General features: G+C 47.2%; 19 protein-coding genes. 13 read left to right on the top strand and 6 right to left on the bottom strand.

The window, feature by feature from the left end:
* Positions 1–8 precede the first annotated feature (8 nt).
* The 4 genes from FSB84_RS30480 to FSB84_RS30465 are packed head-to-tail and all read right to left on the bottom strand — an operon-like array spanning position 9 to position 4,760.
* On the bottom strand, positions 9–1,262 hold the full coding sequence (locus FSB84_RS30480; protein ID WP_165434947.1) for a nitrous oxide reductase family maturation protein NosD: 1,254 nt from the start codon (positions 1,260–1,262) through the stop codon (positions 9–11).
* Entirely contained in the window at positions 1,246–2,256 is a 1,011-nt protein-coding gene (locus FSB84_RS30475; RefSeq protein ID WP_130543596.1) for a nitrous oxide reductase accessory protein NosL, read from the bottom strand. The genes FSB84_RS30480 and FSB84_RS30475 overlap by 17 nt, the downstream gene beginning before the upstream one ends.
* Positions 2,257–2,289: 33 nt before the next feature.
* On the bottom strand, positions 2,290–4,278 hold the full coding sequence (gene nosZ, locus FSB84_RS30470) for a Sec-dependent nitrous-oxide reductase (RefSeq protein ID WP_130543597.1): 1,989 nt from the start codon (positions 4,276–4,278) through the stop codon (positions 2,290–2,292).
* 17 nt (positions 4,279–4,295) lie between these two features.
* The gene (locus FSB84_RS30465; protein WP_130543598.1) at positions 4,296–4,760 is read right to left on the bottom strand and encodes a c-type cytochrome; all 465 of its coding nucleotides are present in this window, start codon (positions 4,758–4,760) and stop codon (positions 4,296–4,298) included.
* A 300-nt stretch (positions 4,761–5,060) separates the two neighbouring features.
* Between FSB84_RS30465 and FSB84_RS30460 the strand changes: the two genes are divergently transcribed.
* From FSB84_RS30460 to FSB84_RS30435, 6 genes are all read left to right on the top strand, one after another.
* Positions 5,061–5,663, top strand: a complete 603-nt coding sequence (locus tag FSB84_RS30460; RefSeq protein ID WP_225979937.1) for a Crp/Fnr family transcriptional regulator — start codon at positions 5,061–5,063, stop codon at positions 5,661–5,663.
* 60 nt (positions 5,664–5,723) lie between these two features.
* The gene (locus FSB84_RS30455; RefSeq protein ID WP_130543599.1) at positions 5,724–6,998 is read left to right on the top strand and encodes a hypothetical protein; all 1,275 of its coding nucleotides are present in this window, start codon (positions 5,724–5,726) and stop codon (positions 6,996–6,998) included.
* On the top strand, positions 6,949–7,728 hold the full coding sequence (gene ric / locus FSB84_RS30450; RefSeq protein WP_130543600.1) for an iron-sulfur cluster repair di-iron protein: 780 nt from the start codon (positions 6,949–6,951) through the stop codon (positions 7,726–7,728). The genes FSB84_RS30455 and ric overlap by 50 nt, the downstream gene beginning before the upstream one ends.
* Before the next feature lie 177 nt (positions 7,729–7,905).
* Positions 7,906–10,335 carry a TonB-dependent receptor gene (locus tag FSB84_RS30445; RefSeq protein WP_158644190.1) on the top strand — a complete coding sequence of 810 codons (2,430 nt, stop codon included), beginning with the start codon at positions 7,906–7,908 and terminating at the stop codon, positions 10,333–10,335.
* 411 nt (positions 10,336–10,746) lie between these two features.
* Positions 10,747–11,835, top strand: coding sequence for a radical SAM protein (locus FSB84_RS30440; protein WP_225979936.1), 1,089 nt, complete (start codon positions 10,747–10,749; stop codon positions 11,833–11,835).
* A 47-nt stretch (positions 11,836–11,882) separates the two neighbouring features.
* Entirely contained in the window at positions 11,883–13,193 is a 1,311-nt protein-coding gene (locus tag FSB84_RS30435; RefSeq protein WP_225979935.1) for an acetyl-CoA hydrolase/transferase family protein, read from the top strand.
* A gap of 155 nt (positions 13,194–13,348) precedes the next feature.
* On the opposite strand, the gene FSB84_RS30430 is transcribed toward FSB84_RS30435, so the two are convergent.
* Positions 13,349–15,784 (bottom strand): T9SS type A sorting domain-containing protein, encoded by a 2,436-nt coding sequence (locus tag FSB84_RS30430; protein ID WP_130543603.1) that lies wholly within the window; start codon positions 15,782–15,784, stop codon positions 13,349–13,351.
* A gap of 176 nt (positions 15,785–15,960) precedes the next feature.
* The gene (locus tag FSB84_RS30425; RefSeq protein ID WP_130543604.1) at positions 15,961–16,992 is read right to left on the bottom strand and encodes a LacI family DNA-binding transcriptional regulator; all 1,032 of its coding nucleotides are present in this window, start codon (positions 16,990–16,992) and stop codon (positions 15,961–15,963) included.
* Between the two features lie 175 nt (positions 16,993–17,167).
* Between FSB84_RS30425 and FSB84_RS30420 the strand changes: the two genes are divergently transcribed.
* From FSB84_RS30420 to FSB84_RS30390, 7 genes are all read left to right on the top strand, one after another.
* Positions 17,168–17,908, top strand: a complete 741-nt coding sequence (locus FSB84_RS30420; protein ID WP_130543605.1) for an SDR family NAD(P)-dependent oxidoreductase — start codon at positions 17,168–17,170, stop codon at positions 17,906–17,908.
* A gap of 15 nt (positions 17,909–17,923) precedes the next feature.
* Complete coding sequence (locus FSB84_RS30415) at positions 17,924–18,787, top strand: fumarylacetoacetate hydrolase family protein (RefSeq protein WP_130543606.1); 864 nt, start codon at positions 17,924–17,926, stop codon at positions 18,785–18,787.
* Positions 18,788–18,827: 40 nt separating this feature from the next.
* Positions 18,828–19,217 (top strand): RidA family protein, encoded by a 390-nt coding sequence (locus FSB84_RS30410; RefSeq protein WP_130543607.1) that lies wholly within the window; start codon positions 18,828–18,830, stop codon positions 19,215–19,217.
* A gap of 26 nt (positions 19,218–19,243) precedes the next feature.
* Positions 19,244–20,245, top strand: coding sequence for a 3-hydroxyacyl-CoA dehydrogenase family protein (locus FSB84_RS30405; protein WP_225979934.1), 1,002 nt, complete (start codon positions 19,244–19,246; stop codon positions 20,243–20,245).
* A 1-nt stretch (position 20,246) separates the two neighbouring features.
* Positions 20,247–21,329 (top strand): dipeptidase, encoded by a 1,083-nt coding sequence (locus FSB84_RS30400; protein ID WP_130543608.1) that lies wholly within the window; start codon positions 20,247–20,249, stop codon positions 21,327–21,329.
* 31 nt (positions 21,330–21,360) lie between these two features.
* Entirely contained in the window at positions 21,361–22,716 is a 1,356-nt protein-coding gene (locus FSB84_RS30395) for a Gfo/Idh/MocA family protein (RefSeq protein WP_130543609.1), read from the top strand.
* A 146-nt stretch (positions 22,717–22,862) separates the two neighbouring features.
* Positions 22,863–25,844, top strand: coding sequence for a SusC/RagA family TonB-linked outer membrane protein (locus tag FSB84_RS30390; RefSeq protein WP_225979933.1), 2,982 nt, complete (start codon positions 22,863–22,865; stop codon positions 25,842–25,844).
* The last annotated feature ends 6 nt before the right edge of the window (positions 25,845–25,850 follow it).

Below are 25,850 nucleotides of genomic sequence, written 5' to 3'. Positions count from 1 at the left end.
ATCGTCTATTAAAACTTCAGTGATTTCATCAGTGGTTGATCGTCTTTCAGGCCTTCAGGCGTGAGTCCTGGCAATACTTTTTCTGTTTTATCGAAAAGATTTACCAGGAAACTTCTGAACAGCATCATGGCGGTAGGATTTCTTTCCACTACCATGGAATACATACTTACCGGGCGAAAGGGTACATCTCCTATGCCATCGCGGTTGAGATCATAGCCTTCATATTTGTCCCAGTAGTTCTTATTGAATGAGTTCAGCACCAGGCTGCCATTGGTGGCCACATCGAAAGTATTACCGGTGAAATTATTTTGCTGGACATTATTCTCGCTGCAACTGGCCTGGATCCGGAGGGCATAGCCATTGCCGCTGAATATATTTTTGGAGATCATGATCCTGGTGGTGCCTTCCAGGTAGATGCCCGTGGTGTTCCGGGTAAATTGATTGTTCTCTATGCGGCTGTCGGAAATTTCTTTGAGAAGGATACCATAGGAGCTGGCGCCCCAGTTGGAGAGAAAGCGGTTGTGCAGCATTGTTACAGATTTAGAGAACATAACAGCTACGCCGGCCCCATTTCTTTCGAAAGTATTCTTTTCGTACAGGTCATTGTTGGAAAACATGAAATGCAGTCCGTACCGCAGGTTATCATGACTGTAATTGCTCCGGATGGAAGAAGCAGTTACAAATTCGAAGTAGATGCCATCGCGATGACCGCTGATCTCATTATTGGTGATCTGCATACTGTCGCTTTTCCAGCAGTGGATACCATTGGCGGAGCCCAGTTCGGTTTTGGCATAAGAGCGGACCCTGTTGCCTGTGATGAGGCAGGAGCCGGCATGATGGCTGTAGATGCCGAAAAACGTATCGTCCAGTTTATTGTTGCGGATAGTAACGTTGCGGACATTGGCGATGCGGATGGCGGCTATATCATTGTAGCTGGAAGAACCGGAATGCTGAACGGAAAATCCTTCCAGTATTACATTATTTGATTTGATGGTGATGATCTCGTATTTCTTTTCTCCATCGATAATGGGATAGTTGATGCCTTTCAGATACAAAGGTTTGTTCACTTCAATATTCCCTTCTTTATAAACTCCCTTTTCCACGAGTATAGTATCATTGGGCTTTGCATGATCGATGGCCTGTTGAATTTTTTTCACAGGGCCAGCCGGATTCACGTGTATGATACCGGCCAGGGCTGGCAGCGAGGCCAGCACCGGCAGCAGTACCAGCGTCAAAACCAACTGTTTATTTTTCAATTTCATTCCAGCTTGTTAAAGTGGCGTTGAATTGTTTTTGGAATTGTTCAGCAGCATCTTTTGAGGCGAAGGCTGCAAGATCTCCACCCATCGGACTTTTCAGCTCGCTGCTTTTGAGCAGGATGCAGGTGGAGGCATCCAGTAATTGCCCCTGATTCACATAATCGAGCAGGTAAATGTTTTTCACATCCTCTTTCTTCACAGTTCCGGCATTGATAAATCCGGAAAGGCATTTTGCATCATCGAACCTGTAAATTTTTCCTTTTTTTGTAAGCAGTTCACCGCCGAATTTAGGATCGGTGATTGTCATTTTGCAGTGATCACAAACATCCACGTTGAGTTTGATGGGTTGAGGGCCAGCGGAGCAGGAACCTAAGGTTAACAATCCGGCGCAGCTGATAATAAGTGCTGATTTTTTAGACAGTTTTCTCATTGTTTGAATTTCGTGGTAAACACTGAAGGCGATGAGCAGTCCGGCTGCGATGAAGATCCAACCGCCTGTATCGGGAATGGAGTAGGCACCGAAATTGAGCAGCTGCTTGAATCCGATCAATGGCGGCTGGTAGCTCATACCCGGCACCTGGATGGGTGCGGCGGGATCCAGGTTATGTCCATAATTATATTCCCACCGGTAAAAATCTATCATCGCTACAACGGCAAAAAGAAAGAAAAAGCCTGCCCACAGCAGGAAGAACCATCTTCGGTTAATTATGATAGTGAGCAGGCCGAAAAACGAAAGGATGCCGAATATCCAGGGCAGTACAATAAATTCCACAAAGTCCCTGGTGTGTAGTGTGCGCATGCCGATATAGTGATTGAGACCATTTACGATTTCGATATCACCACCCAACTTATGCGGGTAAATGCTTAGTTCCAATCCTTCAGGGTATTGCGGAGCAGATAACTCTATTTTCCACATGGGAAAGAAAAGTACTGCTACCAGTGAAAGCGCTGCAAGAGCTGTTATGCACTTTGTGGTTACTGACATCCTGTTCTTCATTTCAAAAGTTTTTCTTTCTTGTATGCACCGGTCTTATTTGCTGTTAGTGGTTTCCGGTGTATTGGTTTTTCCGAGGCTGAATGTTAGCGGGATGTTACTGCCGGCAGGGGATACACGGATATATCCTGACATTTCCTGGTGAAGAGCACTACAGAAATCGGTACAATAGAAAGGAACAACGCCGGTTTTTTCAGGTACCCATTTCAGTGTTTGTGTTTCTCCGGGCATGATCAGCAATTCCGCGTTGTTGGCGCCTTTCACGGCAAAGCCATGCGGAATGTCCCAGTCCTGTTCCAAATTGGTAATATGGAAATACACTTCGTCTCCGAGTTTTACACCTTCGATATTGTCCGGTGCAAAGTGAGAGCGGATGCAGGTTGCGTACACATGCACTTTGTTGCCCTCCCGTACTACTTTGGCATTGGATTCACCCTTGGTCACATAAGGATTGGTGTTCTCATCCAGCTTGAAGAATTTGGTGGAATTCTTTGCAACGAGGTCTGCTGAAACTGCCTGTGCATAGTGTGGCTCGCCGATGGTAGGGAAATCGAGGATCAGCTGCATTTTATCGCCGCTGATATCAAAGAGTTGGGCACTTTGCGCCAGTTCAGGACCTGTGGGCAGGTAACGGTCCTTGGTGATCTTGTTGTAAGCGATCACATATTTTGCATTCGGTTTTTTTGTATCGCCTCCAGGAATGCAAAGGTGACCGATGGAGTAGTAAGTAGGGGCACGGTCCAGCACTTTGAGGTCTTTGATATTCCATTTTACTATTTCAGAGCTCACGAAAAAGGAAGTGTAAGCATTCCCTTTTCCATCGAACTCGGTATGTAATGGTCCGAGACCTGGTTTTTCTACTTCTCCGTAGAGAGCAGATTCATATTTCACAACAGGGATACCATCATATTCACCTTCGAAAGTTTTGTTGGCGATTGCCTGTTGCAGTTTGGTAAAGGAGAAAACAGGAATAAGAGCTGCCAGTTTGCCGCTGCCAACGATGTATTCACCGGAAGGATCAACGTCGCAACCATGTGGTGATTTAGGGCAGGGGATGAGGTAGCAGATATCTTTCAGTACTTTGGGATCGAGGGAGATCACTTCATTGAGGATCTCTGATTTTGAAGTATGGGATGTTTCGTCGTAGGTATTATGTGCGTAACGGACTGCCTTCTTTGTTCCTTTTCCTGCTTTCAAATATTCTTCTGCTTTTTTCCAGTTCACGGCAAGGATGAAATCTTTGTCGCGCTGAGAAGCGTTCACTTCCAGCAACGTATTGGCCTGTTCTGAATTGTAGCAGCTGAAGAAGAACCATCCGTGGCTGGGGCCTTTGCCTGCATGGCTGAGGTCGAAGTTAACGCCGGGTGTTTCCAGCTGGAAGGCGAGCGATAGTCCACCAGTGTTTTTGTCTACACTGATAAAGCTGATAGTGCCTTTGAAATTCTCTTTGTAGCTGCTGATGGGCACATCGGTATTGTCGCCAACAGGAACGCTGAAACGGGTGCCGGCTACTACATATTCAGTGTTCTCTGTGATGAAGGGGGAGGAGTGATTACCGGCGCTGTTGGGCAGTTCGATGATCTCTGCGGTGCGGAAGGTTTTGAGGTCAACCCTTGCAACGCGTGGTGTATTGTTGCCGTTCACGAAGATCCAGCGCCCATCGATCTCACCATTGGTTTGTGAAAGCTCTGTATGGTGAAGATCGTCCCATGGAACAAATCCATGGGAAGTATTGAGCATGGGTTTGGATTCTTCACTGTAGCCATATCCTTTTTCCGGATCTACGGAGAAAACCGGGATCACGCGAAGCAGGCGGCCTGACGGTAATCCATATACGGAAAGTTGTCCGCTGAATCCACCGGAAACGAAATTGTAAAATTCATCGTATTTGCCTGGCGCTACATAGGTTTTTTCAGCAGCATTGCCGCTTACGGCATTGCCGGCATTGTTGGGTTTGCAGGCATACAGCAGAACGGCGGCCATGGACACCTGGAGTAACCTGCTGGTAAAATGATCTGATCTCATATGATTTTGATTGTGTGTTATTTTATTCCGTCGTTCTTTCTCATGAATTCATAGATCTGTCTGGCTTCATCATCGGTAAGATTCTGGTTGGGCATCTTAACAAGACAGATTTCCAGCATGGCCTGTGCCTTGGGATCTTTCTGCAGCATTTCATCCGGGTTGGTGCTGAAGTTCATGATCCATTCAGGGGTGTGGCGTGCGGTAACGCCTTTCCAGCCGGGGCCTACGAGTTTTTCATCACTGAGTTTGTGGCAGGCGGCGCATTTCAGATCGTACACTTTTTTCCCGGCCTCGGCCATTTTTGCGTCGAGGCTGGCGGGTATGTCTACTTTGGTGAACCTGCCTGCACCTTTGGCTGTATCGTAGGCGGGAGCAGCAGTTTCTTTTGCCGGACTTTCTGATGGCGCACTGTTTTTGCTGGTACTTTCAGCGCAGGCGTAGATCAGTAAAGCAAGACCGGCAACAATGGTTAGCTTTTTCATTTCCGTGTTATTTAAGTGATAAATACACAGCAAGAGTACAGGGAATAAAAACGGAGCTTTATGATCAGGATCATAATAGGAAGCGGGATTGACCGATGTTATCAGGTGTTGTAAAAAGAATGACGCTGATCAGTTGACAGGGTATGGGTTGAATGATCTGAAATGCAATTCCCATAAGGGTTGCAGGTTTAAAGTCTTTATCATCCCTGATCCGCATATGACCAAAATCATGTGTTTTGCCGTTCAAAATCAGTCGCCCTGCTCAAACGGCTGATTAGCTTTGGAACACAATCGGATAACATGATGATTAACACAAACCTGCTGCTCAATATGGGCGCGAGCTTCAAAGAAGTGCAGCGCAATGAGATCATATTCATGGAAGGCATGCAAGCCAGTTTTTATTACCAGGTGGTGAGTGGAAGGGTAAGATGGGTGAATGTGAATGATGAAGGAAGGGAATTCATTCAATTGATGGCGGAGGAAGGTGAATCCTTTGGTGAGTTGCCGATGATGGATGATGAACCCTATGCTGCCACTGCTATTGCCGATGAGGATTCAACACTGATAAGACTACATAAAAGTCATTTTCTTCAATTGCTGAAAGAGAATCCTGAAGTGCATTTTTCGTTTTCGAAATTGTTATCACGCAGGCTGCGTTTAAAATTTTTGCTGATCAAAGAAATGGCTATCCGTTCTCCTGAACATACTATTATAGCATTGCTTCATTATTTCAAAGAGAATAATAAACATACATGTCCGGATTGCAGTCGTGTTAACCTCACCCGTCAGCAGATTGCAGACATGACCGGACTGCGAGTGGAAACCGTGATCCGTGCGATGCGTCATTTGCATTCAACCGGACAGTTGCTGATAGAAAAAGGAAAAGTATATTGTTCAAAATGATCACGATCATAAAATGCCGATTCTTACCGGCGTTCCTTTGCAGTACAGTATTCCTTCTGTATGCAAAATTTTTTCAACACATGGACCCGGAGAGCATTGCTGAACCTGCTGATCGTAGCTTTGGCAGGCACATTGCTTAGGTGTAAGATTATCTGGGAGATACCCGTACTTGATTACAAAAATCTCATGCATGCCCATTCCCATTTCGCTTTCAGCGGATGGGTTTCGCTGGCGCTTTCCGTTGCTATTGCAGGTGTAATGCAATTACCGGAACAAAGATTACGCGTTTATCAGCAGGCATTCTGGTTCCTGTTATTGTCTGCCTTTGGTATGTTGTTGAGTTTTCCATTCGGAGGATACAATATCGTTTCCATCTTCTTTTCCACTTCTTCCATTTTCGCCGGTTGGTATTTTGCCTGGATAAACTGGAAGGATCTTTCTACAGCTGATCTTCCGATAACAGTGATCAATTGGTTCAGGTCAGCACTGGTTTTTTATGTGATCTCGGCGGCCGGTCCATTTTTTCTGGCCTGGTTAATGGCATCGGAGAATTTGCATCAGCAATGGTATATCGGTTCAGTATATTTTTTCCTGCATTTTCAATACAATGGCTGGTTTGCGTTTGCAGTGATAGGATTGTTCCTGGCCCTGTTGCACAGACGAGGTATTTCATTTTCAGCAAAGGCTGCCAGGATTGCTTTCTGGTTACAATGTATTGCATGTGTGCCTGCATTTTTTCTATCTGCGCTCTGGATGAAGTTGCCTCCGGTCCTGTATTGGATGGCGGTATTGGCAGCCATTGCTCAGCTGATAGCGCTAGCAGTTTTGTTGGCAGGAATAATAAAATGTAAAAAGAGAATACTGTTTTCTTTTGATCCCATTCCTTTATTGCTTTGGGGATTTGCACTGCTGGCATTTTGTATGAAGACCATTATGCAGAGCTTGTCAGTTTTTCCTGATCTGAGTTATCTCGCATTCGGCTACAGGCCGGTGGTAATCGGTTATCTGCACCTGATACTGTTGGGCTTTATTACACTATTCCTTTTAGGTTTCCTGTTGCTGCAGCAATATATCAGCAGCATTTCATCCAGACCTGTTATAGGTATTGGCTGTTTTGTTACAGGCGTGGTGCTGAACGAATTCTTTTTGTTTGTACAGGCGCTGGCATCTATTGGCGGCACTCATTTTTCAATGGCTGTCTGGTTCCTGCTGTTTGCTGCATTGTTGATGTTGTGCGGCATTTCGCTATTGTATATTTCTCAACTGAACAATAATTTTTTCAAATATGGAATATCTTCAAACAAACAGCGGGAACCAGCCGCTTCAACAAGGTGAGCAATGTTCTGTTAGCAGCTGTACACCCGGTGAAACTGTAGGAGAGATGGTAGCGAAAGACATCAGCAAAGCAGCAGTGTTCACAAAGTATGGCATCGATTTTTGTTGCGGCGGAAAGAAAACACTCAGACAGGTTTGCTATGAAAAGCAGCTCGATTATAACAAAGTAATGCATGATCTCAGCCAGTCGGGGCAACTGCTGCATACAGCCAACCTGCCCTATCATCAATGGCCACTCGATTTCCTGGCGGAGTATATTGTGAATGTACACCACAATTATACAAGGGAAAAACTGCCCGAACTTACTGCTTATGCTACCAGGGTAGAATCCAAACATGCCGGCAAGAACCCTGAGTTGGTGGAGATCAAATCGCTCATTACAGAAATTGCACTGGAACTGGGTGCACATTTACAAAAAGAGGAAAATGTACTTTTCCCGATGATCAATCAATTGAGTAAGGCAAAGCTGAGTAATGGCTCTGTACCCAGGATGGGAATGGGGCTTGAGCATCCCGTCAGCAGAATGATAATGGAACATGAGCAGGCAGGGGCCTTATTGCAAAAGATCCGGGAACTTACCAATGATTTTACAGCTCCGGAGTATGCCTGTATTACCTGGAAAGTGTTTTACCAGACACTCGCTGCTTTTGAAGCAGACCTGCATGTACATATCCATCTTGAAAATAATATCCTCTTCCCCGGCGCCTTGAAGCTGGTGAATGCTCTGTGAGGATTTGTCCATTCTTTTTTGTTGTGTTACGTTCCAGCCTCCGGGTTAGCCGGAGGCTTTGTGTTGCAATATTGATCAGGGTATTGACAAATTACTTCCAAAGCGGCATTCCAATTTCCCGATCTCGTAACCACCAGATTTCCAATGCTTCTACTTTTGCGCAAATTTTCCGAGAATATGTATAGCCAGACTCTCCGGCTGCTTATAGCAACTATCTGCATCTTCAGCTTCATCCCCGGTTTTGCCCAGGATAAACCAGGCAGCATCCAGGGATCAGTAATATCATCAGACAATTTTCCTGCTTCCAACGTAAGCGTTGTGATCAAAAACACCAAACTGGGTACTGCAACCGATAATGATGGAAACTTCGTTTTTGCCAGGCTGAAAGCCGGTGAATACACCCTGGTAGTGTCTCTGGTAGGGTATGAGACCCTGGAGCAAAATGTAAAAGTGGAAAACGATAAGATCTCCAAACCCGTATTCACCCTGCAATACAGCAATAGCCAGTTGCAGACGGTGATTGTTACGGCGGGCACCAATAAATTCCTGGTAAAGAAAAGCTCCACAGTGGCCAAGATGCCTTTGGCAAATCTTGAAAATCCACAGGTGTACAGCAGTGTTTCCAAAGAGCTGATCAAGGAACAGATCACTACTGATTTCAGTAACCTGGTGAAGAACGCTACCGGCGTATACAAGGTAAGCGCCAACCGTGGGATCAATACAGATGGCGCTACCTATTACAGCCTTCGTGGTTTCAGAACAGAAGTGAGCATGGTGGATGGAATGCCCACCCAGACCAATGGCGAGATCGATCCGGTGAATGTAGAGAAAGTTGAAATGTTACGCGGACCTTCCGGCACTTTGTACGGTGGTGCAGTCACTTCCTTCGGAGGAGTGTTCAACCTGATCACCCGCAAACCACAAAAGAATTTCGGTGGAGAAGTGGCATACACAACCGGCAGTTTCAACCTCAACAGGCTTACAGCTGATGTGTATGGCCCCATCAATAAAGATAAAACCCTTCTTGGCCGCGTGAACATGGCCTATCAAAATCAGGGTTCCTGGCAGGATGCAGGATTCAGGAAATCTTTCTTCGTGGCGCCGGCACTGGAATACCACGCCAGCGAAAAGCTCACTATCAACCTGAATGCTGAAATCTATTCTTCTGAATTCACTACACCTTCTGCTATCTTCCTCAACAGGAGCCGTCCATTCCAGGCACACAAACCCGAAGAGCTCGGTTTCAACTTCAAGCGCTCCTATACCAATAACGACATCACGATGAAGAACCCTACCGCCAATCTGAGAGCGCAGTTCCAATATAAGTTGTCGGAGGAATGGACTTCACAGACCATCGTTTCCAACAATACCCGTGAGTCCAAAGGATATTATCAATACCAGTTCGTGCGCAAAGCAACCGATGATACCCTTGAAAGGAATATCTCTTACCAGAATACCATGAACGCTACATTCAACGTGCAGCAGAATTTTGTGGGCGATTTCAAGATCGGTAAACTCCGCAACAGGCTGCTTGTTGGTCTGGATTATGTAAATCAGAAACTCAAGAATGATAACTCACCTTATATCGTCTTTGATTTTGTGGATGCACTGAATCCTAACGATCCCAATTATGCGAAGATCAACAGGATCGCAGTAGATACAAAGATCGCGGCCAGTACTGCCAAGGGCGTTCGAAATACCAACAGCGCGAATATTTACAGCGCCTACGCTTCCAATGTGCTGAACATTACGGATAATCTCTCGGCCATGCTGAGCCTTCGTGTAGACCGCTTTGAAGGAAGAGGAACTTACGATTTTGCAACCGACACCCTGGTAGCGAATTCCCGTTATGGTCAAACTGCCTTCTCTCCTAAATTAGGATTGGTATACCAGCTGATCAAAGACCGTGTATCAGTATTCGGTAACTATATGAATGGTTTCGCTTATACGGCGCCGTTTTCTTCTCCCGCCCCTGAAGTTTCCGGCGTGCTGAAACCCCAGCAGGCCAACCAATGGGAAGCAGGTGTGAAAGTGGACCTCTTCAATGGAAGACTGAACCTGACTGCCAGCTACTATGATATAAAAGTGGACAAATTGGTTCGTGATGACCAGGTTACCCTGAATGGCACCACCTATAATATCAAGGTACAGGATGGAACTCAATACAGCAAAGGGTATGAAATTGAACTGATCGCCAATCCTGTCAGCGGCCTCAACCTGGTGGCAGGTTATTCTCATAACGACAGCAAATTTGTGAAAGTTCAGGACAAGAACGTACTCGGAAGAAGGCCTGCCGGCGCTGGCCCTGCTGATCTTGCCAATCTCTGGATCAGTTACGGAATTCCTACCGGAAAGCTCAGAGGATTGGGAGCAGGTTTTGGTGGTAACTATATCGGAGATTTCATGACATCCAATTCTGCTATTACCGGCGTGTTCACACTGCCTTCCTACACACTCCTGAATGCAACGGTTTTCTATGAAACAAAAGGTTTCAGGCTCGGTGTAAAACTGGACAATATTACAGACGAACTATATTTTGCGGGTCAGGGTGTTCTTGCTGCGCAAATGCCCAGGGCAGTGATCGCGAACGTTACAGTGAAATTCTAAAAACTTTTATACAGTGCATATCTACCGGCCCGGAATTCTTTCCGGGTCGTTTTTTTTGAGCTGATCAAAATCATATCTTCCGCTTTCCCTGATCATATTCTCCGTAAGGCCCGCCAGATAATTTTGTGCTGTTATGATCAGTCCAGATTTCCCTTCCCTTCTTCAGAAATACGACGTGCCTGCGCCACGATACACCAGCTATCCAACAGTTCCCTACTGGGATCATTCCACTCTGCATGGATCATCCTGGACAAAGCAGGTTGCTGAAACTTTCAGAAAAGAGCAAAGCGAGATCAGTCTCTACATGCATCTTCCTTTCTGTGAGAGTCTTTGCACTTTTTGCGCCTGCAATAAACGCATTACAAAGAACCACGGCGTGGAAGAACCCTATATCCAAACCTTATTGAAGGAGTGGGAACTTTATATAAAAATGTTTCCAGACAAACCTGTAATCCGGGAAATACATCTGGGGGGGGAACGCCCACTTTTTTTAGTCCATCCAATCTCTGGCAACTGATCCACCAGGTAACCAGTTCTGCCATCATTGCCACTGATCATGCATTCAGCTTTGAAGCTCATCCGGGGAATACCACGGAACAACATTTGCAAGCCTTGTCAGGTGCAGGTTTCAACCGCATCAGCGTTGGTGTGCAGGACTTCGATCCCGTAGTGCAGCAAGCTATCAATCGTATACAAAGTTTTGAAAGAACTAAAGAGGTGATCGATAAGGCTCGGAAACTGGGATATTCCAGTGTGAATGTAGACCTGGTATATGGCCTTCCCCATCAGACAACACAATCGGTAGCAAACACGATGGGAAAGATTTTGCAACTGATGCCAGACCGGATCGCTTATTATTCTTACGCGCATGTTCCCTGGAAAAGCAAAGTGCAACGCAGGTATACAGATGCTGACCTGCCCGCAGCCGCAGAGAAACTGGCCATGTACCAGCTGGGTAAGGAGATGCTGGTGGCAGCAGGTTATATTGCTATTGGTATGGACCATTTTGCGCTCCCCGGCGATCCGCTGCTGGTAGCTGCTGAACAGAAAACACTTAACCGGAATTTTATGGGCTATACCACCACCAACTCCAAACTCATTATCGGGCTGGGCGCATCGGCTATCAGTGATGGCTGGGGCGCATTCGCACAGAACGAGAAAACAATAGAAGCGTATGAAGCAATGGTGCAGGAAGGCAAGCTACCTATCGTTAATGGTCACCTGCTGACGGATGATGACCTGGTGATCCGTCGATATATCCTTGACCTGATGTGCCGGCACGAAGTATTGCTGAACCATCCCTGCTCAGATCCCACCTGGCTCCCTAATGTGAAGGAGCGCCTTCAACCGCTGGTGGAAGATGGACTGGTAGTATTGGATCAGGAAAAGATCACCGTCACGGATGCCGGTAAATCATTTGTCAGGAATATTTGTGCAGCGCTCGATGCCAGGCTTCACGCTTCCCAAAGCGGCAGCAATGTTTTTAGTAAAGCAATTTAAGCTGAACTCTGTTTGAGTTTCGGTAAATTTATAGTAAACGGTTTATTATGATGTATCAACATAAATACAGAACTGCAGCAGAAGCTGTTCAGGTGATCAAATCAGGAAATCGTGTATTTGTACACGGTAGTGCGGCAACGCCATTGCACCTGGTGAGAGCTTTGCTGAACAGGCATGCTTCGCTGGAAGATGTGGAACTGGTGAGCATCACTACACTTGGTGAGCTCAACCTGATGCGGGAAGAATACCGGAGCAGTTTTTTCATGAACTCCCTCTTTGTGTCTGCGAATATGCGCGAAGTGGTGAATGAAGGGAGAGGCGATTATGTGCCCGTGTTTCTGGGACAGATCCCGCAGTTGTTCAGGAAGAAGATCCTGCCCATCGATGTAGCGCTGATCCAGGTATCGCCACCCGATAAGCATGGCTTCTGTACTTTGGGAACATCGGTGGATATTGCCAGGTCAGCAGTGGATACCGCTGGCTATGTGATTGCGCAGGTAAACCCGCTGATGCCGCGTACGCATGGCAACGGTATCGTACATGTGAATAAGATCGATGTACTGGTGGATCAGGCTCAGGAATTGCCAGAAGTGAACTACTCCACCAAATCAGACGAAGCAGGTGCAAAGATTGGTGAGCATGTGGCTTCGCTGATCCCGGACGGAGCTACACTGCAACTGGGTATCGGCAGCATTCCTGACCAGGTGCTGAAGAATCTTCGTGGTCATAAGAATCTTGGACTGCATACTGAAATGTTCTCCGATGGGGTTGTTCCACTGATAGAAAAAGGAATAATAGACAATAGCAAAAAGAAACTGAATCCCGGCCGTTCCGTCACTTCTTTTCTCACCGGCACCAGGAGACTGTATGATTTTGTGGATGATAATCCTTCTATCGTAGTAATGGATATCGGATATGTGAACGATCCCAGTGTGATCCGCCAGAATCCTGCTGTGGCGGCCGTGAACAGCGCCATCGAGATCGATCTCACCGGGCAGATCTGCGCAGACAGTATCGGTACCTATCAATTTTCCGGCATTGGCGGACAAATGGATTTCATGCAGGGCGCAAGTATGTCCGAGAACGGCATGCCTATCATAGCCATGCCATCCACTACACGTAAAGGTATATCGCGCATCACTCCTTTTTTGAAAGAGGGCGCCGGAGTAGTAACTACCCGTGGTCATGTACATTGGGTGGTAACGGAATATGGGATTGCCGATCTGTTTGGAAAGAATATGCAGCAGAGAGCGCAATTGCTGATCGGACTTGCACATCCCGATCACAGGGAAATGCTGGAAAAAGCATGTTATGAAAGGTTCGGGAAACGATCCATGCGCAGCGTGAGGAATAGCTGAAGATATTGATCGGAGTGTGCCCAGTTGCTCGCCTCCCGGCGAGTGACTTATAATTGTTCGCCTCCGGCGAACACCGCGTCGCCGGAGGCGACTAAACAAAAGTCACTCGCCGGGAGGCGAGCAACTGCCAGCCTCCGAATAATTGTAACCTGCCTTTATCTCACCAATACTTTCAATACTTCTTTCTTATCATTCGACTTCACATGCAAAAGGTACACACCTGGAATCAGCTGTTGTTGTTTGAGATTATTCCATCCCAGGAATTGAACGCCAGCAGGCAATTGTTTTGTTTGCGTCATCACCAGTCTGCCACTCAGATCAAACAAGCTTGCCTGTACCGTACCGGCTTTGGATTGCACGATGCGAATGCCCAGTTTATCGGTCACAGGGTTGGGGAAACTGCTTACTTCCAATGTTGCTTCTTTCGGAGGCGCCGCCAGCAACGCTGTTCCGCAGCCGGATGAATTGTAGGCAACTCCGCCCAGCGTAGATGTTTTATCGATATTCATCTTCTTCGCATACATATGGAAAGTATTGTAGAACACATCGGGAACGCCATCATTGGTGGTATCTCTCACAAAATAAACATTACAGGGATCATTGGATGCAGTGAAGTATTCATTATACCGGAATACCAGGCCGGTTTGTCCGAATACAAAGGCGGACATAATATCGGATAATGATGTGATCTCATTTTCTTCAAAGGTGATATTCTCGGCGCGGTTCACAACGATCTCCGCCCAGCGGTTAGCAGGATTGAGAATACCATACCTTCCCTGTGTACGGCGATACAAGGTAGAATCAATATGGTAGTTGTTCTGGATACTATTCCATTTGATCACACTGTTGGTAACCTTTGAAGAAAAATTATTGCTACCGATATAAATACCTGAACCAAGATTATGATACAAAGTATTCTCTTTCACGAGATGCCCCGTACCAACGCTACTGTCCTGTTCATTACCCACAGAGATACCTACACCATTGAGATAGCTTTCATTTCCTTCTACAGTGATATTCTTAGAGCCATCGAGATAGATCCCTGCTGATATTGCTATCGGTGATAAACACCTGTAAACTTCATTGTCTTTTATCAGGCCATTCCTCGACTGGTTATTGACCGGCAGTAACCCGGGATTGTTAGCCAGTACCCACTTGTAATTGCCGGCAGATACGATACCGATATTGGCGATATCATACACTTCATTGCCGATCACGCTGAAAGTATCCACGTTGCCGTTAATGGCGATGGCTTCTGCATAGCCAGGCACAATATCATGCACCGTATTGTTCTCGATATTGAGATGCGTGATGGGTATGTTGGTGGTGCCCAGAACGCTGATAGCGCTGAGTACATCCGTGGGACCGGGATTCTTGATCTTATTGGTATCCCTGCTCCAGTACATATTGTAGATATCATTATTGCGGATATCTATATAACCTGCTGCGCCGGTTACGATGATACCATAGCGAACATCTTTCAGGCCACCGGAACTGAGCGTGGAATCATTTTCGAGGTTCCCGATATTCAATCCGTCTATGCGGATGTATTTGGCGCCGGAGATAGCGAAGATGAATGCATATTTGGCGGTGAGCTGGCTGCCATCGATTACCACAGTTTCTGTTCCATAATTTTTGATGGTAAGCCATTTGCCATTGGCGCCACGATTGTCGCCGATCCAGTAACCATTGGTAACGGGGTAATAAGTTCCTTCACGGAGATAGATAGTCAGGTTGGAATCCAGCAGAGTAGCGGGAATGGTAGAGAAATCATAACCTGCAACATTAAGCGCAAAGCTGAGTGTTTTCCAGGGATTGGCTTTGGAGCCGTTGCCTGTAGCATCGCTTCCGGCATTGCTCACATAGAATTCTGTTCTTGGTTGTTGACGGATAATATTCACCAGCGAGTTGTTGGTCTGTGTGATATTGCTTGTATTTCCTGAAACCAGCACCAGATCGCCAACACCCGGTGCGATAGTATTGAAGGTGGTATTGTTGATCGCAATATCGGAGAGCGCAGTGGAGCTGTCTCCATGAATACGAACAGGCACCATATAATCTGCGCCGGTTGGATATTTGGCTTCAGAGTGATCGGTGTTCCAGCTCATGTTGGAAAAAGTGCAATCCTGTAATTCAACGTGCTGGCATTTACCGCTCATGAAAACGCCAAATCCCGTGATGCCATTGAGATTGGCGAAGGTAAGTCCCTGAAGCCTGACATACTTCGCATTCACGATACTAACCAGGCTGGAGAAAGCTGCTGTTTGCAATGAACCGTCGATGATCACTTGTTCATTATTGTAAGCTTTCAGGATGAAATAATGTCCGCTGTTACCGCTGCGGTCTGCACCGATATAGATGGGAGTTCCCGCAGCGAGTGTGTAAGTGCCTGCGCGGAGATGTACAATTACATCGGTACTGTCTACATTGCCCCACCAGTAAATGGCGGCGGTGAGATCGTTCCAGGGGCTGCCGATGGAACCATCACCCATGGTGGGCGCATTGATATCAACATAGTACTCTCTTGGAGCTGCCTGCGTGACGCTGCCTGCCAGCAGGAAACAAAGGATCACAGAAATCGTAAATTTCATAACATAGATTTTTTGTTTGATGAACGAATGTGAAGTGACCTGATGGGTAGGAGAAGTGCTGCTGATACCAAAATAGCCAATAACATCAATTCACAAAAAACACAACCGGTTGTGTGATTTTTTTTCACACAACCGGTTGTGTAGCACCGTTGGAATATCAACGGTTTGTATGTTAGTTATTTACTGATACGAACCACCAGCTGTGAAGGCAGCAGGATATTGTGGTAAGTAGGTTCCTGTTCATCGGCTTCGGCCGCAGGACTTTCCAGCAGGTTCAATAAGATCTCCGTGGCTTTTTCTCCCTGCTGATAAGGGAACTGTTCGATGCTGGCCATCGGCGGATGGTCCATATAATTACAGATAGCTTCATTGGCAAAACTGATGAAGCAGATATCTTTATTGATTTTCACTTTTGCTTTTTTCGCCTGCTGGATGGCATCCATTGCTACATAATCATTGAATGCGATAATGGCGTCAGGCCTTCGTTTCAGGGATAGCAGGGAATGCGTGGCAGCAATATTCCCTTCCTGTGTGAGATCAGAATATACAACATAATCGGGGTTGGGTTTGATGCGGTTCTTCTTCAACGCATTTTCGAAACCCTGTAAACGCTCTTTGCTGGCAGGCAGATTGGTTGGACCATTGATGAGGGCGATATGCTTATGTCCTTTTCTTACCAGGAAGTTCACTGCTTCTCTCATGCCAGATTCCAGCTGACTGGCGATGTAATGGATATTGTTCATGTTGGGGATCCTGTCGAAGAACACAACAGGGATCTTGTTCTTCCGCAACATTTCAAAGTGATCATAATTGGTGGTGTTCTTGGAGATGGAGATCAGCATACCATCTACACGGTGGTCTTTCATCGTTTCCACAATTCTTTTTTCACGGCCTTCATCATCGCGTGATTGTCCGAGCAACAAAGTATAATTCTTGTTATACGCAACATCTTCGATGCCGCTGACGATGGAAGAGAAGAACTCATGAGAGATGGATGGCAATACAACACCCAGCAGGAATTTCTTTCGTTGTTTGAAATTGATGGCGGTGAGGTCGGGCTCATAGTTGAGTTCAGCCGCCAGTTGCTGCACCCGCATCTTTGTCCTTAGCCCGATGCTGGCATGATTGCTGAGCGCCCGGGACACGGTGGACTTGGAGATATTCAGTTGTTTGGCAATGTCTACTATTGTTGTTTTCCTGGATTCCATATTTGCAGCTTCTCCCTCTAAATATACTGAAAATAAGGCTGCAGTGATGAGGTAACAGCCTTGCCCACCTTGCCTTTCATCAAAACAACCGGTTGTGTAAAATAATTTCAGACAACCGGTTGCAAAAATTTTGGATCGGGGAGACCTGTATTTTGCATCAACACAATTATCTTCTATGGACCTGAATTTTGAGAACCAGGTGGCGGTGATCACCGGAGCCGCATCCGGACTGGGTTTAGCAATAGCACAGCAGTTAGCGCAATATAAAGTGAAACTGGTATTGATCGATAAGAACCAGGAGCTTTTGTTGCAGGCCACCGATCAGCTGGATGCCAGCAGACATGCCATCGATATCACTGATGAGCAGGCTGTTCAATTACTGATGGATGCTACCGGCAATCAGTATGGCCGCATCGATATACTGGTGAACAGCGCCGGCATTACCGGTATCACCAATACCAAAAGTCACCTGGTGGAATCCGCTAACCTGCGAACTGTATTCGAGGTGAATTTCATGGGTAGTTATCATACTTCCAAATATGCTCTGCCCTGGATGCTGCGCAATAATTATGGTCGTGTGCTGCATGTGGCCAGTATTGCAGGAAAGGAAGGTAATGCAGGCATGCTGGCTTATTCCGCATCCAAGGCAGCCGTGATCGGCATGACCAAAGTGCAGGGAAAGGAATATGCAGAAACGGGTATCACTGTGAATGCACTGGCGCCTGCCGTGATTCGCACGGCGCTGGTAGATGCGATGCCGGAGGAACAGGTGAAGTATATGACCGACAAGATACCGATGAAACGTTGTGGCACACTCGAAGAAGCTGCAGGCATCGCCATTTATATCGTTTCTCCGCAGAACAGTTTCACCACCGGATTCACTTTCGACCTGTCCGGAGGTCGTGCCACTTACTGATCTAATAATATCAAAATGAAAATAGCATACTTCAAAAAACAAGGACAGTTACATCCGGGCATCATCACTGAGTCCGGGGTTATAGACGCGGACGCATACCGGCAACGGAACGGGCAAGCGGCATTCAATGGCAGTCCGCTCAGGAATGAGGCCCTGCCTGCACTCCGTGAGTTGATGGTTAAGGCGAAGGAGTTTCCTGAATTCCTGTTACCCCTTTCTTCGTTGCAGGTTGCGAGCTGTGTGCCAAATCCGGGAAAGATCATTTGCATTGGTCTTAATTACAGGAAACATGCCATCGAAAGCAATATGCCCATTCCCGAATCCCCGGTTGTGTTTTCCAAATTCAACAATACACTGACTGATTTCGGTGAAGCAGTTCCGCTGGGCAATGCAGGTGTGCAGTTCGATTATGAAGTGGAGCTGGGCGTGGTGATAGGTACGGAATGTAAAAATGTAAAAAGAGAAAACGCATTGCAGTATGTTTTCGGGTATTGTGTAGCCAATGACCTGAGTTGCCGCGATCTGCAATTCAAAACATCGCAGTGGCTGATCGGAAAAACACCTGATAAGTTCCTGCCGCTTGGGCAATACCTGGTTACTGCCGATGAGATCCCCGATCCGCAGCAACTGGAACTGAAATGTTATCGCAATGGCATCATCCGTCAGCATTCCAATACCCGCGATATGATCTTTTCCGTGGCCGTTATCATCGAAGAGCTGAGCCGCTATATGACGCTCAGTCCGGGAGATCTCATTCTCACCGGTACGCCCGAAGGCGTGATCATGGGATTGCCGGAAAAGAACTGGCTGATACCCGGAGATATTGTGAGAACAGAGATCGAACAACTGGGATATACTGAGAATGTGATGGCAGAATGAACATCGCAAAAAAATAAATAGAAAACAGAAAATCACTACTATGAAACAGGAGATCATTCACCCGGAGAATGCCGGGAAAGGCTTTACAACCGGCGCTTATTCGGCAGCTGTGGAAATCGATGGCTGGGTTTATGTAAGCGGGCAGGGGCCTATCGATTTCACCACCAGTGAATTCAAGCTGGGAAGCATCGAAGAAGAAACAAAGCTCACCATGCACAATATCGAAAGTATTCTCCGTGCAGCGGGATGCACCATGAATGATATCGTGAAATGCAATGTGCATTTGTCTGATATCAATTTATTCGCTGGCTTCAACCAGGAATATTCCAAATGGTTCAGCGGCGTGAAACCTGCACGCACTACAGTACAATCCGGGCTTGGCTACAATATCAAGGTAGAGATCGATGCCATTGCGCGGAAACCCCGATAAACACTAACCATTTAAACAGTCGACTTATGGAACAAATGCTTGATTCGCAGAAAATGTTGGTTGGCGTTGTGGGATTGGGTTTGATGGGTTGCAGCATCACCACCTGCCTACTGATGGCCGGTCATTCTGTTGTTGCCTTAGCGCCTTTGAAAGATGATCTCAAACATGCGTCCAACAGGATACATGAACATTTGCAGACATCGAGGGAAGAGAAGCTGACGCCATTTCCGCCGGGTCATTTTTTTGAGCAGCTTACCATTACGGAAGATTATGGATTGTTGTCTGATTGCGGACTGGTGATCGAATGCACGATAGAGAATTTACCCATCAAAGAATCGGTGTATAAAAAAATAGAATCAGTGATTGCTCCGGAAGCTTTACTGTGCAGTAATACCTCCGCTATTCCCATCAGCATCCTGCAACAGCATACGCTATACCCTGAACGCTTCTTTGGGCTGCATTGGGCTGAACCCTCGCATACTACCCGTTTCCTCGAAGTGATCTGCGGGGAGCAAAGCGATGTGAGCAAGGGAGAACAGCTCTACGAAATATCGCAACAATGGGGCAAGGAGCCCACACTGGTTAGGAAAGATATCCGTGGCTTCATCACTAACCGTCTCATGTATGCGATGTATCGGGAAGGCTTCCACCTGGTGGAGAACGGTTATGCCACCATCGAAGATGTGGACCGCGCCTGCCGCAACAATGCCGGCTACTGGATGACGTTAGTGGGCATCTTCCGCTGGATGGATCTGACAGGTGTGCCTGCTTATCATACCGTTATGAAAGATCTCTTTCCCACTCTCAGTAATAACCAGGAAGTACCTGAACTCATAGATAAAGTAGTGAAAGAAGGAGGCCGTGGAGTGGCCAATGCCAAAGGATTTTATGAATACACACCCGAAGAGGCAAAGCTCTGGGAAGAAACGTTCATCCGTTTCAGTTATGAGATTCGTGAACTGGCCCTTCGTTATCCTGCTGACATCGTAAAAAAACAATTGGCCGTAAAACAACAAGCTTCCATCTGATATGCAATCACCTTTGATCATTGACGCGCATCTCGACCTTGCCATGAATGCCCTTGAATGGAACCGTAACCTGCGTGAGCCGGTTAAGGAATTGCGCAAGCGCGAAGAAGGCCAAACAGACAAACTCGATCGCGCTAAAGGAATGGTATCCCTACCTGAACTGCGCAAGGGAAGGGTGGGGTTGGTAGTAGCCACGCAGATCGCCCGGTATGTAGATCGAAACAGTACGCTGCCCGGATGGCACTCACCCGAACAGGCATGGGCTCAAACCCAGGGACAGCTTGCCTGGTACAAAGCCATGGAAGCCGCTGATGAGATGATACAGATCCGCAACCTGAATGCACTGGAAGCACATCTGTCATACTGGGAAGATGAACAAATACCTGATTCATCAAAGAAGATCGGGTATATCCTCAGTCTTGAAGGGGCGGACTCTCTCATCAACCTGAGCTATCTCGAAAGAGCTTATGCTTACGGCCTTCGTGCATTGGGGCCTGCACATTACGGTCCCGGCCGATATGCGCCGGGAACTGGTATGGAAGGCCCGCTCACTGCAATGGGAAAAGAACTGGTAAGGGAAATGGATAACCTGCGCATGATCCTGGACGTTACCCATCTCACGGATGAGGGTTTTGATCAGGCGCTGCAGATCTTCAAAGGGCCTGTATGGGCCAGTCATCATAACACCCGCAAACTGGTGCAGCACCAACGGCAATTGTCGGACGATCAGATCAAAGCACTGATAGAGCGTGATGCCGTGATCGGCGGTGTACTGGATACCTGGATGCTCACCAATAACTGGCAGCGCGGCATTTCCGATCCCAAACAAGAAAATGTAAACCTGCACAAGCTCATTGATCATTACGATCATATCTGTCAGCTCGCCGGCAACAGCCTGCACATTGCCATCGGCAGCGACCTGGACGGCATGTTCGGAAAAGAACAGGCGCCATACGAGATGGATTCGATCGCAGATCTTCAGGGACTCGCGCCAATGTTGCGTCAGCGCGGCTACAACCAGGAAGACATCGAAAATATCTTTTACAGGAACTGGCTTCGCTTCCTGCGCAAAGCCTGGTCCTGATCATCATTGAATCACCACCAAACTGAACTGTATGCAAAGAAGAAAATTCCTCACCCGTATGGCCGCACTCAGCGCAGGTGTTACCCTGCTTCCTCAAACGGGTAAATCAGTGTTCCATACTGATAAGAAAGCTGGTCTTGCCTTTATTGGCGTGGGCATGCGTGGTGCAGGACTGCTGCTGGAAACGGTGAAGCAGGGCAATAGCAATATCGTGGCCATTGCAGACATCGATCCAAAGGCCATCGATAATGTAAAAAAGATCATGAAAGATCACGGATTGAAAGATCCGCAATACTATACAGGTGAAAAGGATTTCGAAAAAATTGTAGAAAGGGATGATGTGGAAGCTGTGATCATCTCCACTCCCTGGGAATGGCATCTTCCCATGTCTGTGTCCAGTATGAAAGCAGGAAAGTACACCGGTTGCGAAGTATTATCGGGACTTACTGTAGCTGAGATCTGGGAACTGGTGAATGTGCAGGAAAAGACCGGAGCTCCCTATATGATGCTGGAGAATGTCTGTTATCGCCGTGATGTGATGGCGATGCTCAATATGGCGCGGCAGGGATTGTTCGGACAGATCACCTATGCTGAATGCGGCTATCAGCACGATCTCCGGGAAGTGCTCTTCAATGATGGCATGAACATGATCGGGGGTGGAGTGGAGTTTGGTGATAAGGGAATCAATGAGGCACGCTGGCGTACTCAACATTATATTGATAGAAATGGCGATCTCTATCCCACACACGGGATCGGTCCGGTTGCCAATATGCTGAACATCACAAGAGGAAATCAGTTCACACAGATGGTGGCAATGGCATCGCCTTCGGCAAGCCTGCATAATTATATTGTGCAGAAGGGCGGTGCCGGCCATCCGAATGCAAAAGTGAAATTCAAATGCGGGGATGTGGTCACTTCACTGATCCAATGCGCCAATGGTGAAGTGATCAAGATGACTTTCGATACTTCCAGTCCCAGGCCCTATTCACTAGGCTTCCGTATCCAGGGAACGGAAGGTATCTGGACGGACGAAGCGCAGGGTGTGTATCTGCAACAACGAAGCCCGAAGCCGCATGAATACGAGCCCGTTGAAAACTATATCAGGGAATTTGATCATCCTTACTGGAGCAGGTATGATGCAGTGGCCAATTCCTCCGGCCATGGAGGGATGGACTATTTCATCATCCGCGAGTTTGTTGATTGTGTGTTACATAAGAAAGCTCTCCTGATGGATATCTATGATGCCGCCATGTGGAGTGTGCTGAGCCCGTTGTCGGAGCGGTCGATCGCGCAAAGATCAAAGCCGGTACTGATCCCGGATTTCACACGGGGTAAATGGAAGCAGCGTACGCCGGTATTTGGCCTGAGCAGGGATTTCGGCGTTTAAGCCGCTGACCAGCCCAAAATTAACACAACCGTTTGTGTGATTTTTCTATCGAAATAAACACCAAATTACAGTTAGCCAATGGTTTTCTGATTTCATCACGATCTCAAATTAGACTGCTTATGTCCACTTGCAAAACACTACTGGTTATGTTGCTTGTGTTATGCAGTTCTGCGTTATCAGCGCAGGAACGCACAATTACAGGCAGGGTAATCGATGCAGCCGGCAGACAACCCCTCGCCGGCGTTACTGTTTCCGTTAAAAGCTCCGGCACAACAAGCACCCAGTCCGACGACAACGGCAATTTCACGCTCCGGGTGCCCGCCGAAAAATTCACACTGCTCGCTACTTCTATCGGCTATGCTCCCATTGAAGTGGAAGTAAGTCCCAACAACAGGGAAGTAATTATCAGGCTCAGCAAGAATGATGCAGAGCTGGGTGAAGTGATCGTTGTAGGTTACAACAACAAAAAAAGAGGCGAGCTTACCAGCGCCGTTACTGTGGTGAGCTCTGAAAAATTGAAAGATGTAACCACCAACAATATCGGCAATATGCTGCAGGGTAAAGTGGCAGGTCTCCAGGTAGTGGCTGCTTCGGGTGTTCCCGGTGCTGCGCCTGAGATCAGGCTCCGCGGCATCTCTTCCGTAAATGCATCCCAGAGCCCGCTCTTTGTGGTGGACGGGGTTATCGGCGGTAACTATGACCCCAATGATGTGGAAAGCGTTACAGTACTCAAAGACGCAGGCGCTACCGCCATGTATGGCTCACAGGCCAATGCAGGCGTTATCATCGTTACCACCAAGAAAGCCAAAGCCGGCAGGAACCGCTTCGAAGCCAAAGTCACTACCGGCTTCCGCAAAGCGGATTTCGGAAATATGGAAATGATGAATGGCAACCAACTGTACGATTATCAGAAAGAATTCTATCGTGATTATATCCCCGGTGAATCAGATAATTCCTACAAGATCGACCTGCTGAAATTCTATGCTGAAAGACCACTCAGTCTCCGCGACCAGGACTACAACTGGCAGAACACGATCTTCAGCAATGCTTTCATGCAAAACTATTATGTGAGCTTTGCAGGCCGCACAGAGAAATCGAATTACTATACCGGTGTTTCCTACTACAATGAAAAGGGAACCTTCATGAATACCGGATTCCAGCGCATTAACCTGCGCGCCAACGTTACCCACAACTTTGCCAAATGGATCAGCGTTACCAACAATATCAATATCAGCGCATCCTCCGGCAACAGTTACGATTATATGGATATCTACTATGCATACCTCAACCTGCCCTGGGATAATCCATACGACAGCGTTGGCAGGCCCCGTTACGTAGATGGCAATTCCACTTTCAAATGGTGGAGCCGCGATAAGATCAACCCCGTGCATACCATCAACAACTCAGATCACCCTTACAAAGGTTTCGATGTGAACTATGATTTTGCACTGAATGCGGATATCACTCCCTGGCTCTCTTTCTCCAGCTCCAACAGGCTGGCAGCGGGTTACAACAAGAGCTCCAATTTCTTTTCACCTTCCACTGCCGGTACTTATCATGGCAATGGCTTCCTGGATGAGCTGAGCACACTGAATTACGGCGTCATCAGCAACAACCTCTTAAAGTTCAATCTCAAATATGGTGATCACGGCATCAGTGGTCTGGCCGGCGTGGCTTATGAAGGCAGCAAATTTGAAGTGCTGGGTGGCTCAGGCAAGGGATTGCCGCTCGGTTTGAAAGTATTGAATGTAGTGAGTAACAGCCAACTTGTTCAGGGGTACACAAATGAAGCTTATATCCAGTCGTTCCTCTCACAGGTGAACTACAATTATCTCGGTAAATATTTCCTGACTGGATCTTTCAGGGTGGATGGATCTTCCAATTTTCCTCCCGGCAACCAATACGCGAATTTCCCTTCCGTGTCTGCCGCATGGATCGCCAGCAATGAAGATTTCTTCAACATCAAAAATGTGGTGAATTACCTGAAACTTCGTGCAAGCTATGGCGTTACCGGCACACAGGATATCGGTGCTGCCCGTTACCTCGGTTTGTATTCTCTGAGTGCACAGTATAATTCAGCTGTGGGCGCAGTTCCGCTGCAACTGCCCAGCCCGAACCTCACCTGGGAAAGCAAGCACCAGATCAATGTAGGTGCGGATATCAGTCTCTTCAACAGGGTGAACCTCACGGTAGACGCTTATCATAACGTTACCAAAGATCTGTTGCTGCAGGTGTCGCAGCCACTTTCAGTGGGCTTTGAGCAGCGATGGGAGAATGTGGGCGAGATCGTGAACAAGGGAATCGAGATCGGCATCAACAGCACCAATATCAAAACGAGGAACTTCGAATGGAATACTGATTTCAATATCAACTTCAACAGCAATAAACTGAGAGCACTGCCTGCCGAGATCATCAAGACCGGCTCCTGGGCCATCTCCCAGATCTATCGCAATGGCGGTAACCTCTATGAGTTCTACATGCCCAAATGGATGGGTGTGAATGAACAGACCGGTGCACCGCAATGGGAGCGCGTGATCAAAGACGCTGATGGCAATGTTACCGGAAAAGAACTGACTTCTGATTATGCGCTGGCTTCATTCCAGGAAGTGGGCTCCGCGCTGCCGAAGTTCCAGGGCGGTATCACCAATACTTTCCGCTACAAAAATCTTTCACTTAGTGTGAACGCTTACTATCTCTACGGCAACAAAGTGTTCAGCAATAATCTTCGCTTTGTGATGAATGATGGTTCCGAACCTTACCTGAATCAGATAGTGCTGCCTTCAGGATACAGCGTCTGGACGAAGCCCGGCGATAAGGCCACGAACCCAAGTCCGCAGAATTCGGCCAATTCTACTGAAACGAGCAGCCGCTTCCTGATGGATGGCAGTTTTCTTCAGATCCGCAACGTAACGCTTTCCTATAGTATACCGGACAGCTATGTGCGCAAACTGAAGATGGAAGGCATCACCGTTTCGCTGAGTGCGGATAACCTGCATACGTTCACGGATTTTGTGGGTCAGGATCCGCAAACCACCATCACGCCTGCTTCCTTTGCAACGCCTGGTGTATCGGATTTCAAGTATCCCAATAACAGGCAATTCCTGTTCAACATCAATTTCAGGTTCTAAATCATC

Origin of the sequence: Pseudobacter ginsenosidimutans (genome assembly GCF_007970185.1) — a bacterium.
Lineage (GTDB): Bacteria > Bacteroidota > Bacteroidia > Chitinophagales > Chitinophagaceae > Pseudobacter > Pseudobacter ginsenosidimutans.
This window is presented reverse-complemented; position numbering and strand designations above follow the sequence as displayed.